Below are 13,915 nucleotides of genomic sequence, written 5' to 3'. Positions count from 1 at the left end.
GCGGCAAAGCGCCCGCCGCGATATACACTTCCTCCCATAATTATTCGCCGCCACGCGCGGCCTACAAGGGGTGGAAGATGAGACAGCAATTCCTGCGCCGCGCGGCGCTGGGCGTGAGCCTGGCGCTGGCCGGCCTTTCAGCGCAAGCCAATGACGCCGACGGCGTGAAGATCGGCGTCCTGACCGACATGGCCGGCGTCACCGCCGATGCCACCGGGCGCGGCTCGGTCGAGGCCGCGCGCCTGGCGATCGAGGAACTGGGCGGCAGCGTGCTCGGCAAACCCGTGGCGCTGGTATCGGGCGACCACCAGCACCGGCCCGACATCGGCAGCGGCATGGTGCGCAAGTGGTACGACACCGATGGCGTCGACGTGGTCGTGGACGTGCCCAATTCCTCGGTGGCGCTGGCGGTGCAGGGCATCGCGCGCGAAAAGAAAAAGCTGGTGCTGTTCTCCAGCCCCGGCACCACCGCGTTGACGCAGGCGCAGTGCTCGCCGTATGGCGTGCAATGGACCTACACCACCTACGCGCTGTCGCGCGGCACGGCCACCGCCGTGGTCAAGGAAGGCAACCAGCGCTGGTTCATCCTGGCGTCCGATTACGCCTTCGGCAAGCAGTTGGCCGCCGACACCGAGACCGTGGTCAAGGCCAACGGCGGCGAAGTGGTGGGCACGGTGTTCCATCCGCTCAACGCCTCGGACTTCGCCTCGTTCCTGCTGCAGGCGCAGGCCTCCAAGGCACAGATCATCGCCGTCGCCAACGCCGGCGGCGACACCATCGCGGCAATCAAGCAGGCGGCCGAATTCGGCATCGCCAGCGGCGGCCAGAAGCTGGCGGCGATGCTGTTGCTGCTGACCGACGTGCACAGCCTGGGATTGCAGGCCGCGCAGCACACCTACCTGACGGTGCCGTCGTACTGGGACATGAACGACGGCACGCGCGCCTTCAGCAAGAAGTTCGAAGCCCGCCTGGGCCGTCCGCCCACCTTCCTGCAGGCCGGCGTGTACAGCTCGGTGCGCCACTACCTGCGCGCGGTGCAGGCGGCGGGCACCACCGATTCGGACGCGGTGATGGCGAAGATGAAGTCGATGCCGATCGACGACCCGTTCAGCCTGAACGCGCACATTCGCGAAGACGGCCTGGTGGTGCGCGACATGATGCTGGCGCAGGTGAAATCGCCCGACCAGTCCAAGGCGCCCTGGGACTACTACAACATCGTGCGCACCATTCCCGGCGACTCGCTCGCCTGGCCCCTGTCGGAAAGCCAATGTCCGCTGGTCAAGAAGTAGGCCCCCTGGCGCTGGCCGATTTCGGCAGCTTCTACGCGGGCGGGCGGCAGGCGCATATCAGCGGCCGCCCGGTGCGCGAGATCGCCTTCACCAAGACCGCCTCGCTGACGTACGACCCCAACGGGCTGTACCACGTCGAACAGGCGTACGTGCAGTACTTCATCCCGGCCGAACGCCGCCATCCGCTGCCGCTGGTGCTGCTGCACGGCGGCGGCATGACCGGCGCGATGTGGGAACAGACGCCGGACGGCCGGCATGGCTGGCTGCAGCATTTCCTGCGGCAGGGCCACGCGGTCTACGTGGTCGACAACGTCGAGCGCGGCCGCGCCGGCTGGACGCCGTTCGAGGAGGTCTGGCCGGATGCACCCATCGTGCGCAACGCCGAGGAAAGCTGGTCGCTGTTCCGCTTGGGCCGCGCCGAGGACTACGCGCAGCGCCGCGCCTTCGACGGCCAGCGCTTTCCGCTGGCGGCCTTCGACGATTTCATCCGCCACGCCGTGCCGCGCTGGCTGGGCAACAACGATGCGGCGCTGGCGGGCTTGTGCGCCGCGCTGGAACGCATCGGCCCGTGCCTGGTGCTGGCGCACAGCCATGGCGGCGAAGTGGCCTACCGCGCGCTGCAGGCGCGGCCGGATCTGGTGCGCGGCGTCATCGGCATCGAACCGTCGGGGTTCTCGCAGGAGGTGGACCCGGCCGCGGTGGCGGGCAAGCCGTTCCTGTTCGTCTATGGCGACTATCTCGACGCCACGCCGCTATGGGCCAGGCTGGATGCGGCCGGGCAGGCCTACGCCGACCAGTTGGCGGCGCAGGGCGGCCGCGTCACCGGCTGGCGCCTGGCCGACATGGGCATCCGCGGCAATTCGCACATGCCGATGATGGACGACAACAGCGACGACATCGCCGCGCGCATCGGCGCGTGGATCCGCGCCAACGCCTGAGACGTCAGCCCTTGACCGCCGCGGCCTTCTCCAGCGCCTGGGTCAGGTCGGCGATGATGTCCTGCGGCGACTCCAGGCCGATGTGCAGGCGCACCAGCGCATTGTCGCCCTCGCCCCAATAGCGATGGTGCGACAGGTCCTTGGGCGACACCAGTTGCACCAGGCTTTCGTAGCCGCCCCACGAGAAGCCGATGCCGAACAGTTCCAGTTCGTCCACGAACACGCGCGCGGCGGCCGGCGACAGGCGCAGTTCGACCGACAGCATGCCGTTGGAGCCCGTGCAGTCGCGCTGCCACAGTGCATGGCCCGGATCCTGCGGCCAGGCGGGGTGGAACAGGCGCACGGTCTCGGGACGGCCCTTGAAGAACTCGCACACTTGCAGCGCGTGGCGGGCGTGTTGCGCCATGCGGATCGGCATGGTGCGCACGCCGCGCAGCGCCAGCCAGGCGTCGTCGGCGCTGATGGAATAACCCATCGCGTACTGGGTGCGGTTCAGCTTCTTGGCAATCGCCTCGTCATTGGTGACGACCGCGCCCAGCATCAGGTCGGAATGGCCGCCCACGTACTTGGTGCCGGCGATGACCGACACCTGCGCGCCCAGCGTCAGCGGCCGGTAGATGTAGCCCGAGCCCCAGGTGTTGTCGGTGGCCAGCACCAGGCCGTGGCGCTGCGCAATGGCCGCCATGGCGCCCATGTCGAGCATCTCGAACAGCAGCGAGCCGGGCGATTCCACGTACAGCAGCCTGGTGTTGGGCTGCACCAGCGCGTCCAGGTCCTCGCCGGCGGCGAAGTAGGTGACGGCGATGTTCATGCGCTTGAGCACGGCATCGTCCAGCTCGCGCATCGGGCCGTAGACGCAATCGGAGATCAGGGCGTGGTCGCCGGCCGAGCACAGCGCCAGCATCACCATGGTCATGGCCGACAGGCCGGACGACGCCAGGTAGGCGTGCGTGCCGCCTTCGAGCTGGGCGAAAACCTGCTCCAGCGCCGCGTGCGTGTCCATGCCCATGCGGCCATAGGTGGTGGCGCGGCCGCCGGCGGCCTTGCTGCGCTGGGCCTTTTCCAGGGCCGCCAGGTTCTCGAAACGCACCGTGCTGGCCCGCATCGGCGGCAGCGGCACCGGCGCCGTGCCCGTCTCGGGGTTGAACGGGGCGGTGCCCGCGTGCTGCAAAACCGTATCGATGTGTTTGGTAGCCATCTTCAAGAGGGAATGCTTGCGTATTGGGAGAACCCGAACCGTAGCAGGAACGCGCGCGGCTGTCGCGCCCCCGGTCCGGTGTCAGTCGATCCAGCGCACCGCCGCGTCCAGGTCGGCGCGGCTGGTGCGATAGCTGTTGGCCGGATGCGCGGTATCGGCATAGCCGAACGAGATGGCGCAGACCACGCGCCGCTCGGGGCCGATGCCGAGCTGTTCGCGCAGCACCTCGGGATACATCGCCAGCGAGGCCTGGGCCACCGTGGCCACGCCGTTGGCCTGCGCCGCCAGCAGGAAATTGGCGACATAGCCGCCGCAGTCGATGGCGCCGTATTCGCCCAGCGCCTCGTCGGTGGTGATGATGGCTACGTGCGGCGCGTCGAACAACTGGAAGTTGCGCAGTTCCTGCCGCCGGTAGGCCTCGCGGTCGCCGCGCGCCACGCCCACGGCCCCATACAACTGGAAGCCCGACTCGCGGCGCCGCGCCAGGTAGTCGCCCCGGTACTCGCGCGGAAACGGGAAGTCGGGCGTGAAGCCCGCTTGCCCGGCGCGTTCCACAAGCGCCCGGCTCAGGCGCCGCGCGCCGTCGCCCGAGGCCACCGTCACCTGCCACGGCTGGCAGTTGCACCAGGACGCGGTGCGCTGCGCCAGCGTCAGGATGCGCTCGATGGTGGCGCGCGGCACCGGCTCGGGCAGGAAGGCGCGGCAACTGTGACGCGCGCGCAGCCAGTCTTCGAGCGCGGCGTCGGGACGCGCGGCGGCGGATTCGGGTACGGCGGACATGGTGTCTCCTTGGTTTCCTCGTATGATGCCACTTGATTGCAGGCGCGCAAGGCGCCGCCCGACCCGTGCGAGACCCCATGCTGCCCCTCGATTCCCTGATCGCGTTCTTCGGCATTGCCGTATTGCTGGCCCTCACGCCCGGGCCCGACAACCTGTTCGTGCTGATGCAATCGGCCATCTGGGGCCGCAAGGCCGGGCTGTTCGTGGTGCTGGGGCTGTGCACCGGGCTGCTGGGCCACACCGCCGCCGTGGCGCTGGGGCTGGCGGCCGTGTTCGCGGCTTCCCCTGTGGCCTTCACGGTGCTGAAACTGGCGGGCGCGGCGTATCTGGCCTACCTGGCGTGGCAGATCCTGCGGGCGCCGGTGCATGCCGAGGACGGCCAGCGGCCCGAGCCGATGAAGACCTCCGCGCTGTACCGGCGCGGCATCGTCATGAACCTGACCAATCCGAAGGTGCTGCTGTTCTTCTTCGCCTTCCTGCCGCAGTTCACCTCGCCCAGGCTGGGCGCGGTGGGCTGGCAGACGGTGCAGCTGGGCGCGGTGTTCATGCTGGCCACGCTGCTGGTGTTCGGCGCCATCGCCTTCTTCTCGGGCGCGTTCGGCGAACTGCTGCAGCGCTCGGTCACGGCCAAGCGCTGGCTCAACCGCGTCGCGGCGCTGGTGTTCGTGGGGCTGGCCGTGCGGCTGGCGACGGCCACGCGCTGAGGCCACCTTCCGGCGCGGGCCTGGCGAAGTCCCGCCCGGCGAAGCCACGCGCGCCGGTTCGCGCCCGCGGGACGCCACCGCGCAACGTGACTGGGAGCGGCGTCAGGCTGCCTTGAAGCGCACGATGCCGTCCGCGCCTGTGCTGCGCGTCAGCTTGCCTTCGAAGTACAGCGCATGCAGGTGCGCCAGCGCCTCGCCCATGGCAAAGGTGAGCTGGTGCAGGTCGAGCTTGCGCTTGAACAGCACCGGCACGATGTCCGAGGTCGATTGCGGTCCGGCCTTACAGGCCTCCAATACTTCGGCCAGGCGGTCGCGATGGTGCTCGTGCTGCTGCGCGATGCGTTCGTGCAGGCCCTTGAACGGCCGGCCGTGCGACGGCAGCACCAGCGTGTCGCGCGGCACGTCGGCGTAGCCGTCGAGCGAGCGCAGGTACAGCGGCAGCGGGTTGGCGTCGGGCTCGTAGTCGAACACACTGACGTTGGTGGAGATGCGCGGCAGCACCATGTCGCCGGAGATCAGCACGCCCAGGCCGGGCGAATGCAGCGAGGCGTGCTCGGGCGCGTGGCCGTAGCCGACGATGACGCGCCAGTCGTGCGCGCCGATGCGCACCGCGTCGCCATGCATGATGCGGGTGTAGCGCGACGGCACGGCCGGCACCAGGTTGGGAAAGTAGTTGGCGCGCTGGCGGATCTGTTCCTGCGCGTCCGGATCGGTCAGGCCGTGGCGGGCGAAATGGTCGACCGCCGACTGGCCGCCAGGCCCGGCGCCGGCGTCATTGCGGCGCGACGACCACAGCGACGCGACCATGAAGTCGGTCATGGTCATCCACAGCCGCGCGTCCCAGCGTTCACAGAGCCAGTAGGCCAGGCCGATGTGGTCGGGGTGCATGTGGGTGACGATGACGCGCAGCACCGGCAGGCCTTCCAGTTCGTTCTCGAACACCTGTTCCCACAGCGTCTTGACCTCGTCGCGCGAGATGCCGCAGTCGACGATGGTCCAGCCCTCGCGGCCGTCGATGCGGTCGCGCAGCAGCCAGAGATTGATATGATCCAGCGCGAACGGCAGCGGCATGCGGATCCACTTGACGCCCTCGGCCACCTGGTGGGCGCGGCCGGCTTCGGGCTGGAAATCGGCCCAGGGATACTGCAGCTTCTGTTCGTTGGGGTTCATTGCCTCGCTCTCCACGCTTGACGATCGCGTCAAGTCATCATAATTTACGTTTACGTAAACTGCCACACGTCGCATGTCCCCGTCAACCTGGACCATCTCCGAGCTCGCCCGCGAGTTCGACGTCACGCCCCGCACGATCCGCTTCTATGAAGACCAGGGGATCGTCAGCCCGGCGCGCGAGGGCCGCAACCGCATCTTCGGGCCGCGCGACCGCACACGCCTGAAGCTGGCCCTGCGCGGCAAGCGCCTGGGCCTGCAGTTGTCGGAGATCCTGACGCTGATCGACATGTACGACGGGCCCGGCGACACCGAGGTGCAGTTGCGCCAGTACCTGGCGGTGCTGGCCCAGCACCGCGCCACGCTGGAACAGCAGCGCCGCGACATCGAGGATACGCTGCAGGAGATCGCGGTGCAGGAACGCCAGTGCCACGAGCTGCTGGCGCAGCAACGGTCCTGAAGCGCCTGCCATGGCGATGCTGCAAACCTTCGCGCTGTTCGTCCTGACCGCGCTGGCCGAGATCATCGGCTGCTACCTGCCTTACCTGTGGCTGCGCCGCGGTCATTCCATCTGGCTGCTGGCGCCTGCTGCCGTCAGCCTGGCGCTGTTCGCCTGGCTGCTGACGCTGCACCCGACCGCGTCGGGGCGCGTGTATGCGGCCTATGGCGGCGTGTACATCGGCATGGCGCTGCTGTGGCTGTGGGCGGTCGATGGCGTGCGGCCCAGCGTCAGCGATTACGTCGGCGTGGGGCTGTGCCTGGCGGGGATGCTGGTGATCATGTTCGGGCCGAAGACGGCCTGACCAATTGCCGCGAAGGCGCGTTGCATGACGAGCCAACGGGGCGCCGGCCCGTCCCAATGACGCGGCGCGACGCCGGCCCGCCACCCCGAAAATGAAAAAGCGCGCTCCCCGTGGAGCGCGCTTTGCATTGCTTGCGCGGCGTCCCGGCGGGGACGCGCGCCCCGGCGTCATTCCGCCTTGATGTTGCCTTCCTTGATGATGCGCGCGTTGTTGGCGAACTCGGCCTGCACCTGCTTGGCGAAGGCATCGCCGGACGCGGTGCCCGGCTGCAGGTAGGACTTGGCCAGCAGGTCCTTGAACTCGGGGCTGGCCACGGCCTTGGCCAGTGCGGCCTGCAGCGGACCCGACACGGCCGGCGGCAGATTGGCCGGCGCGAAGATGCCGAAGTTCGAGTAGTACTGCGCCTGCGGCAGCTTCAGTTCGGCCATGGTGGGCACGTCGGGCCAGGCGGCCAGGCGCTCGGGCGCCATCACCGCCAGCGGCTTGAGCGCGCCGCTGGCCACGTGCGGCAGCACCACGTCGGTGTTGACCACCAGCAGTTCGACCACGCCGCCCAGGCCGTCCGTCAGCGCCTGGCTGTTGCCGCGGTAGGGCACATGCAGCATCCTGGTGCCGGTCTGCGTGGTCAGCGCCGCCATGCCGATGTGGGCCACCGTGCCCTGGCCCGGCGTGCCGTAGCGCACGCCGTCCGGGTGCGACTTGGCGTAGTCGATCAGGCCGGCGAAGTCCTTCACCGGCAGGGCCTTGGTGGCGACGATGGCCACGGGCGCCACGGCCACGCTGGCCACCGGCGTCAGGTCCTTCATCGGGTCGTAGTTGGTCTTGGCCAGGTGCGGGAAGATGGTCAGCGGGCTGGTGGAAGCCAGCAGCAGGGTGGCGCCGTCCGGCTGGGCGCGCGCCACGAAGTCGGTGCCGACCGAGGCGCCCGCGCCGGGCTTGTTTTCGACGATGACGGTGGCGTTGGCCTCCTTGCGCAGCACGTCGCCCAGGCGGCGTCCGATCGCGTCCGCGCTGCCGCCGGCGGTGTAGGGCACGACCAGCGTGATGGGCTTGGCGGGCCAGCCCTGCGCCAGCGCGGCGCCGCCCGTCATGATTGCCAGGGCCGCCCCCGCGGCCGTGAACAGCATCTTCTTTTTCATGGCTTCCTTGTGGTGTTGCGTAGCACTGCGTCAGGTAATGCTTGAATCAACCGGCCAGATAGCGCTGCGTCAGCCGCACCCAGTAGCTCGCGCCCGGCGCGATCAGGGCGTCGTTGAAGTCGTAGCTGGTGTTGTGCAGCATGCACGGGCCCAGGCCGTGGCCGGCCATGCGGTGGTCGCCGTCGCCGTTGCCCAGGAACACGTAGCAGCCGGGCTTGGCCTGCAACAGAAAGGCGAAGTCCTCCGAGGCCATCACCGGCTCGATCACGCGGGCGTGGTCGGCGCCGGCCACCTCGCGCATGACCTGCATGCAGAACTCGGTTTCGGCGGGCGTGTTGATCAGCGCCGGATAGCGGCGCTCGAAATAGACCTCGGCCTCGCAGCCATGGGCGGCGGCGATGCTGCCGGCGATCTCGTGCATGCGGCGCTCGATCAGGTCGACCACGTCGGTGCTGTAGGCGCGCACCGAGCCGCCCAGCCAGGCGCTGCCCGGGATCACGTTGATGACGCTGCCGCCGGCCTGCACCTGGGTGATGGACAGCACGGCGGCGTCCAGCGGGCGCTTGCTGCGGGTCAGGATGGTCTGCAGCGACTGGCCGATGGCGAACAGCGCCGGCACCGGGTCGGCGCAGTCGTGCGGCGCGGCGGCATGGCCGCCCTTGCCGCGCACGGTGATCTTGAAACCGTTGGCGGACGCCATCATCGGCCCGGCGCAGACGCCGAACGAGCCGGCTTGCAGGCCGGGCCAGTTGTGCATGCCGAACACGGCTTCGCAGGGGAAGCGCTCGAACAGGCCGTCCTGGATCATGGCGCGGCCGCCGGCGCCGCCTTCCTCGGCCGGCTGGAAACAGAAATAGACGGTGCCGTCGAAGCCGCCTTCCTGTTGCAGGTGGCGCGCGGCGGCCAGCAGCATGGCGGTGTGGCCGTCATGGCCGCAGCCATGCATCTTGCCGTCGTGGCGCGAACGGTGTTCGAACTGGTTCTCTTCCTGCATCGGCAGGGCGTCCATGTCGGCGCGCAACATGATGGCGCGGTCGGAAGTGCCGCGCTTGATGACGCCGACCACGCCGGTCTTGGCGATGCCGGTGTGGGTCTCGATGCCCCAGCCGCGCAGGGCGTCGGCCACCACCTTGGCGGTGCGGTGCTCTTCGTAGCAGAGCTCGGGATGGGCGTGCAGGTCGCGCCGCAGCGCCACAATATCGTCGAGATTGGCCAGGTCGGACACCGCTGACTCCGTAACAAAATTTCAAGTTTCAAGGATCCGGGGAATAGTACCCAGGGGCGCCGCCCGGGACGCAAACATTTGCCTAGGGAAAACCCGACTCTTATTTACGTTTACGTAAACGTAATATTTGCGGTGCATCATTGCGTAGCCAGCGTCGATCAGCGCATCATGGGGCCACGCGGCGAGATCCGGCGCGATCGCAGGCGCCCATAAAAATGTAAGTACCCACTTTCACGGAGACAGCGATGAACCTTCCTGGCCTGAACTTCGATCTGGGCGAAGACCTGGACATGCTGCGCGACGCCGTGCGCACTTTCGCGCAGGCCGAGATCGCGCCGCGCGCCGCCGAAGTCGACCGCAGCGACCAGTTCCCCATGGACCTGTGGCGCAAGTTCGGCGACCTGGGCGTGCTGGGCATGACGGCCAGCGAGGAATACGGCGGCGCCAACATGGGCTACCTGGCCCACATGGTGGCGATGGAGGAAATCTCCCGCGCCAGCGCCTCCATCGGCCTGTCCTATGGCGCCCACTCCAACCTGTGCGTCAACCAGATCAACCGCAATGGCACCCCGGCCCAGAAGGCCAAGTACCTGCCCAAGCTGATTTCCGGCGAGCACGTCGGCGCGCTGGCCATGAGCGAACCGGGCGCCGGCTCGGACGTGGTCAGCATGAAGCTGCGCGCCGACAAGAAGGGCGACCGCTACGTGCTCAACGGCTCCAAGATGTGGATCACCAACGGCCCCGACGCCGACACCCTGGTGGTCTACGCCAAGACCGACCCCGAGGCGCACCAGCGCGGCATCACCGCGTTCCTGGTGGAAAAGGGCTTCAAGGGTTTCTCGGTGGCGCAGAAGCTGGACAAGCTCGGCATGCGCGGCAGCCACACCGGCGAACTGGTGTTCCAGGACTGCGAGATCCCCGAGGAAAACGTGCTGGGCCAGGTCAACGGCGGCGTCAAGGTGCTGATGAGCGGCCTGGACTACGAACGCGCCGTGCTGTCGGGCGGCCCGGTCGGCATCATGCAGGCCGTGATGGATGTGGTGGTGCCGTACATCCATGACCGCAAGCAGTTCGGCCAGGCCATCGGCGAATTCCAGCTGATCCAGGGCAAGGTGGCCGACCTTTACACCACGCTGCAGGCCAGCCGCGCCTTCTGCTACCAGGTCGGCAAGAACCTCGACCGCCTGGGCGCCGAGCACGTGCGCCAGGTGCGCAAGGACTGCGCCGCGCTGATCCTGTACACCGCCGAGAAGGCCACCTGGATGGCCGGCGAGGGCGTGCAGATCCTGGGCGGCAATGGCTACATCAACGAATACCCGGTGGGCCGCCTGTGGCGCGACGCCAAGCTGTATGAAATCGGCGCCGGCACCAGCGAGATCCGCCGCATGCTGATCGGCCGCGAGCTGTTCGCCGAGACGGCCTGATTCGGCCCGAGCCCGCCATGATCCGCACGTCCGACGTCCAGCACATCGAGCAGGCGCCCGCGCAGGGCCCCTCGCCGCTGGACGTCGCGCATCGCATCCTGGCCGGCTTCGACCGCCACTACGCGCTGTTCCGCTACAGCGCGCAGCGCGCCAAGGCGCTGTTCGAATCGGGCGACTGGCACGGCATCCAGCACTTGTCGCGCGAACGCATCGAGTACTACGACATGCGGGTGCGCGAATGCGCCAGCCAGCTCGAAGGCGTGCTGCGCGGCCGGCCCGAGGGCGCCGTCGGCGCCCATGCCCCAAATGGCGCGAACGGCGTCGCGGGCGCCGCGCTGACGGATGCGCAGACCGCCTACTGGCAACAGATCAAGCAGGAATTCGTCGGCCTGCTGGGCGAGCATCGCCAGCCCGAATGCGCCGAGACCTTCTTCAACTCGGTGTCGTGCCGGCTGCTGCACCGCGACTACTTCCACAACGATTTCCTGTTCGTGCGGCCGGCCGTGGCCACCGACTACCTGGACAGTCGCATGCCGTCGTACCGGGTCTACTACCCGGTGACCGAGGGCCTGCACAAAATCCTGATCCGCATGGTGGCCGACTTCGGCCTGGCGCTGCCGTTCGAGGACCTGCCGCGCGACACCCGCCTGCTGGCGCGCGCTGCCATCGGCCAGCTGCGCCGGCAGTTGCCGCGCCACGTCGGCCGCCGCATCGCCAGCGACTGCCAGGTGCATGCGCTGGGCTCGCTGTTCTTTCGCAACAAGGGCGCCTACATCGTCGGCCGCCTGATCAACCAGGGCACCGTCTATCCCTTCGCCGTGGCGTTGACGCGCAACCCGGCCGGGCAGGTAAACCTGGACGCGCTGCTGCTGGGCGCGGACGACCTGAGCACGCTGTTCAGCTTCACGCGCGCGTATTTCCTGGTGGACATGGAGACGCCCGCCGCGGTGGTCAACTTCCTGGCCAGCCTCTTGCCGCGCAAGCCCAAAGCCGAGCTGTACACCATGATAGGGCTGCAGAAGCAGGGCAAGACGCTGTTCTACCGCGACTTCCTGCACCACCTGGCGCATTCGCGCGACGCCTTCGACATCGCGCCCGGCATCAAGGGCATGGTGATGTGCGTGTTCACGCTGCCGTCCTATCCCTATGTGTTCAAGCTGATCAAGGACCGCATCGACAAGGACGGCATGGACCACGCCACCGTGCGGCGCAAGTACCAGATGGTCAAGCTGCACGACCGCGTCGGCCGCATGGCCGACACCTGGGAATATTCGCAGGTGGCACTGCCGCGCGCCCGCTTCGCGCCGCAGCTGCTCGACGAACTGCGGCGCCTGGTGCCCAGCCTGATCGAGGAAACCGGCGACACGGTGGTCATCCGCCACGTCTACATCGAACGGCGCATGACGCCGCTGAACCTGTACCTGAGCCAGGCGCCGGACGCGCTGCTGGAGCCGGCCGTGCGCGAATATGGCGACGCCATCCGCCAATTGGCCGCGGCCAACATCTTCCCCGGCGACATGCTGTACAAGAACTTCGGCGTGACGCGGCTGGGCCGGGTCGTGTTCTACGACTACGACGAAATCCAGCGCATGACCGAAATGAACTTCCGGCGGATCCCGCCGGCCCCCAACGAAGAGGCGGAAATGGCCTCCGAACCCTGGTATGCCGTCGGGCCCAACGACGTCTTTCCGGAAGAGTTCGGCCGTTTCCTGCTGGGCGACGCGCGTGTGCGCGGCGCCTTCCTGCGCCACCATGCCGACCTGCTGGAACCGGAGTGGTGGCAGGCCTGTCGCGCCCACGTGGCGCAAGGCCGGATCGAAGAATTTTTCCCTTACGATACGGACAGGCGACTGCGTCCGGCACCCGCCGGCGCGGCCGCATAAAACACGCTGTCCCGACCCACACAGGAGCTAGTCATGTCAGATCCCATCGTTATCGTTTCCGTCGCCCGCACGCCCATGGGCGGCATGCTCGGCAGCCTGTCAGGCCTGGCCGCGCACGAACTGGGCTCGGTCGCCATCAAGGCTGCCGTCGAACGCGCCGGCCTCAAGCCCGAGCAGGTCGAAGAAGTCATCATGGGCAACGTGCTGCAGGCCGGCCAGGGCCAGGCCCCGGCGCGCCAGGCCGCGCTGGGCGCGGGCCTGCCGCTGGGCGTGGCGTGCACCACCATCCACAAGGTGTGCGGTTCGGGCCTGAAGGCCGCCATGTTCGGCCACGACCTGCTGGCCGCGGGTTCGGCCAACATCGTCGTCGCCGGCGGCCAGGAAAGCATGAGCAACGCGCCCTACCTGATGCTCAAGGGCCGCCAGGGCTATCGCTACGGCCACAGCACCATCTATGACCACATGGCCCTGGACGGCCTGGAAGACGCCTACGACAAGGGCAAGGCCATGGGCGTGTTCGCCGAGGATTGCGCCGCCAAGTATTCGTTCACGCGCGAGCAGCAGGATGCGTTCTCGCTGGAATCGCTGCGCCGCGCCCGCGCCGCCACGGAAGACGGCAGTTTCAAGTGGGAAATCACCCCGGTCACGGTCGCCGGCCGCAAGGGCGACACCGTGATCGACACCGACGAGGCCCCCACCAAGGCCATGCCGGAAAAGATTCCGACGCTCAAGCCGGCGTTCAAGAAGGACGGCACCGTCACCGCCGCCAACTCGTCGTCGATCTCCGACGGCGCCGCCGCCATGGTGCTGATGCGCGCCTCCACCGCCGAGAAGCTCGGCGTCAAGCCGCTGGCCCGCATCGTGGCGCACAGCCAGCACTCGCAGGAACCGAACTGGTTCACCACCGCCCCGGTCGGCGCCTTGAAGAACCTGTTCGCCAAGACCGGCTGGAAGGCCGAGGACGTGGACCTGTACGAGATCAACGAAGCGTTCGCCGTGGTCACCATGGCCGCCATGACCGACTTCAAGCTGCCGCATGACAAGGTCAACATCCACGGCGGCGCCACCGCCCTGGGCCACCCCATCGGCGCCTCCGGCGCGCGCCTGATGACCACGCTGATCGGCGCGCTGCGCAAGACCGGCGGCAAGCGCGGCGTGGCCACGCTGTGCATCGGCGGCGGCGAAGCCGTGGCGATGGCGATCGAGATGGTCTAAGGCGGTATTTCTCCCGAGGCGCGCTTTTTCCCTGGATGTCCCTGGGAAAAAGCGCCGCCTCGGGAGGCCGCAAGCCCGCGCAGCGGGCACACCGAGGGGCATCATTTCGCTGCGCCTTTTCCGCAAGGCGAAGTCCGCGACGGGTCGGTC

At 68.3% G+C, this 13,915-nt stretch carries 13 protein-coding genes; 8 read left to right on the top strand and 5 right to left on the bottom strand.

Annotated features, from left to right (window positions below):
• Positions 1 to 77 precede the first annotated feature (77 nt).
• Positions 78 to 1,289, top strand: coding sequence for an ABC transporter substrate-binding protein (locus tag AC6CR5_RS20910; protein ID WP_498084912.1), 1,212 nt, complete (start codon positions 78 to 80; stop codon positions 1,287 to 1,289).
• On the top strand, positions 1,268 to 2,227 hold the full coding sequence (locus tag AC6CR5_RS20905) for an alpha/beta hydrolase (protein WP_498084911.1): 960 nt from the start codon (positions 1,268 to 1,270) through the stop codon (positions 2,225 to 2,227). The genes AC6CR5_RS20910 and AC6CR5_RS20905 overlap by 22 nt, the downstream gene beginning before the upstream one ends.
• 4 nt (positions 2,228 to 2,231) lie before the next feature.
• On the opposite strand, the gene metC is transcribed toward AC6CR5_RS20905, so the two are convergent.
• Positions 2,232 to 3,425 carry a cystathionine beta-lyase gene (metC, locus tag AC6CR5_RS20900; protein WP_498084910.1) on the bottom strand — a complete coding sequence of 398 codons (1,194 nt, stop codon included), beginning with the start codon at positions 3,423 to 3,425 and terminating at the stop codon, positions 2,232 to 2,234.
• 81 nt (positions 3,426 to 3,506) lie between these two features.
• Positions 3,507 to 4,205, bottom strand: coding sequence for a nitroreductase (locus AC6CR5_RS20895; protein ID WP_054504374.1), 699 nt, complete (start codon positions 4,203 to 4,205; stop codon positions 3,507 to 3,509).
• A gap of 77 nt (positions 4,206 to 4,282) precedes the next feature.
• Here AC6CR5_RS20895 and AC6CR5_RS20890 point away from each other — a divergent pair, with 77 nt between their 5' ends.
• Positions 4,283 to 4,909, top strand: coding sequence for a LysE family translocator (locus AC6CR5_RS20890; RefSeq protein ID WP_006386967.1), 627 nt, complete (start codon positions 4,283 to 4,285; stop codon positions 4,907 to 4,909).
• A gap of 102 nt (positions 4,910 to 5,011) precedes the next feature.
• Here the strand turns inward: AC6CR5_RS20890 and AC6CR5_RS20885 are convergent, their stop codons facing one another.
• On the bottom strand, positions 5,012 to 6,079 hold the full coding sequence (locus AC6CR5_RS20885; protein WP_498084909.1) for an MBL fold metallo-hydrolase: 1,068 nt from the start codon (positions 6,077 to 6,079) through the stop codon (positions 5,012 to 5,014).
• Positions 6,080 to 6,152: 73 nt separating this feature from the next.
• On the opposite strand from AC6CR5_RS20885, the gene AC6CR5_RS20880 reads away from it, so the two are divergent.
• Both AC6CR5_RS20880 and AC6CR5_RS20875 read left to right on the top strand, forming a co-directional pair.
• On the top strand, positions 6,153 to 6,536 hold the full coding sequence (locus tag AC6CR5_RS20880; RefSeq protein WP_006386965.1) for a MerR family transcriptional regulator: 384 nt from the start codon (positions 6,153 to 6,155) through the stop codon (positions 6,534 to 6,536).
• A 10-nt stretch (positions 6,537 to 6,546) separates the two neighbouring features.
• Entirely contained in the window at positions 6,547 to 6,879 is a 333-nt protein-coding gene (locus AC6CR5_RS20875) for a YnfA family protein (protein ID WP_006386964.1), read from the top strand.
• 167 nt (positions 6,880 to 7,046) lie between these two features.
• On the opposite strand, the gene AC6CR5_RS20870 is transcribed toward AC6CR5_RS20875, so the two are convergent.
• Both AC6CR5_RS20870 and AC6CR5_RS20865 read right to left on the bottom strand, forming a co-directional pair.
• Complete coding sequence (locus tag AC6CR5_RS20870) at positions 7,047 to 8,018, bottom strand: Bug family tripartite tricarboxylate transporter substrate binding protein (protein ID WP_047992421.1); 972 nt, start codon at positions 8,016 to 8,018, stop codon at positions 7,047 to 7,049.
• A 46-nt stretch (positions 8,019 to 8,064) separates the two neighbouring features.
• A complete protein-coding gene (locus tag AC6CR5_RS20865; RefSeq protein ID WP_020925665.1) occupies positions 8,065 to 9,243 on the bottom strand; it encodes a M20 aminoacylase family protein in 1,179 nt (392 codons plus the stop codon).
• Positions 9,244 to 9,488: 245 nt separating this feature from the next.
• On the opposite strand from AC6CR5_RS20865, the gene AC6CR5_RS20860 reads away from it, so the two are divergent.
• From AC6CR5_RS20860 to AC6CR5_RS20850, 3 genes are read left to right on the top strand one after another with little or no spacing between them, the layout of a single operon-like run.
• Positions 9,489 to 10,667: an isovaleryl-CoA dehydrogenase gene (locus AC6CR5_RS20860; protein WP_006386961.1), complete on the top strand. Its 1,179-nt coding sequence runs from the start codon at positions 9,489 to 9,491 to the stop codon at positions 10,665 to 10,667.
• 17 nt (positions 10,668 to 10,684) lie between these two features.
• Complete coding sequence (gene aceK, locus AC6CR5_RS20855) at positions 10,685 to 12,550, top strand: bifunctional isocitrate dehydrogenase kinase/phosphatase (RefSeq protein WP_498084908.1); 1,866 nt, start codon at positions 10,685 to 10,687, stop codon at positions 12,548 to 12,550.
• A 33-nt stretch (positions 12,551 to 12,583) separates the two neighbouring features.
• The gene (locus AC6CR5_RS20850) at positions 12,584 to 13,765 is read left to right on the top strand and encodes an acetyl-CoA C-acetyltransferase (RefSeq protein WP_437257217.1); all 1,182 of its coding nucleotides are present in this window, start codon (positions 12,584 to 12,586) and stop codon (positions 13,763 to 13,765) included.
• Positions 13,766 to 13,915 lie beyond the last annotated feature (150 nt).

The sequence above is a fragment of the Achromobacter sp. EG18 genome, assembly GCF_059759395.1.
The sequence above is the reverse complement of the archived record's forward strand: the minus strand, read 5'-3'. Positions and strand labels throughout refer to the sequence as shown.

Coding starts and splice junctions, on each gene's coding strand:
- AC6CR5_RS20910 (WP_498084912.1), top strand. CDS start 78: ATGAGACAGCAATTCCTGCGCCGCGCGGCGCTGGGCGTGAGCCTGGCG.
- AC6CR5_RS20905 (WP_498084911.1), top strand. CDS start 1,268: ATGTCCGCTGGTCAAGAAGTAGGCCCCCTGGCGCTGGCCGATTTCGGC.
- metC (WP_498084910.1), bottom strand. CDS start 3,425: ATGGCTACCAAACACATCGATACGGTTTTGCAGCACGCGGGCACCGCC.
- AC6CR5_RS20895 (WP_054504374.1), bottom strand. CDS start 4,205: ATGTCCGCCGTACCCGAATCCGCCGCCGCGCGTCCCGACGCCGCGCTC.
- AC6CR5_RS20890 (WP_006386967.1), top strand. CDS start 4,283: ATGCTGCCCCTCGATTCCCTGATCGCGTTCTTCGGCATTGCCGTATTG.
- AC6CR5_RS20885 (WP_498084909.1), bottom strand. CDS start 6,079: ATGAACCCCAACGAACAGAAGCTGCAGTATCCCTGGGCCGATTTCCAG.
- AC6CR5_RS20880 (WP_006386965.1), top strand. CDS start 6,153: ATGTCCCCGTCAACCTGGACCATCTCCGAGCTCGCCCGCGAGTTCGAC.
- AC6CR5_RS20875 (WP_006386964.1), top strand. CDS start 6,547: ATGGCGATGCTGCAAACCTTCGCGCTGTTCGTCCTGACCGCGCTGGCC.
- AC6CR5_RS20870 (WP_047992421.1), bottom strand. CDS start 8,018: ATGAAAAAGAAGATGCTGTTCACGGCCGCGGGGGCGGCCCTGGCAATC.
- AC6CR5_RS20860 (WP_006386961.1), top strand. CDS start 9,489: ATGAACCTTCCTGGCCTGAACTTCGATCTGGGCGAAGACCTGGACATG.
- aceK (WP_498084908.1), top strand. CDS start 10,685: ATGATCCGCACGTCCGACGTCCAGCACATCGAGCAGGCGCCCGCGCAG.
- AC6CR5_RS20850 (WP_437257217.1), top strand. CDS start 12,584: ATGTCAGATCCCATCGTTATCGTTTCCGTCGCCCGCACGCCCATGGGC.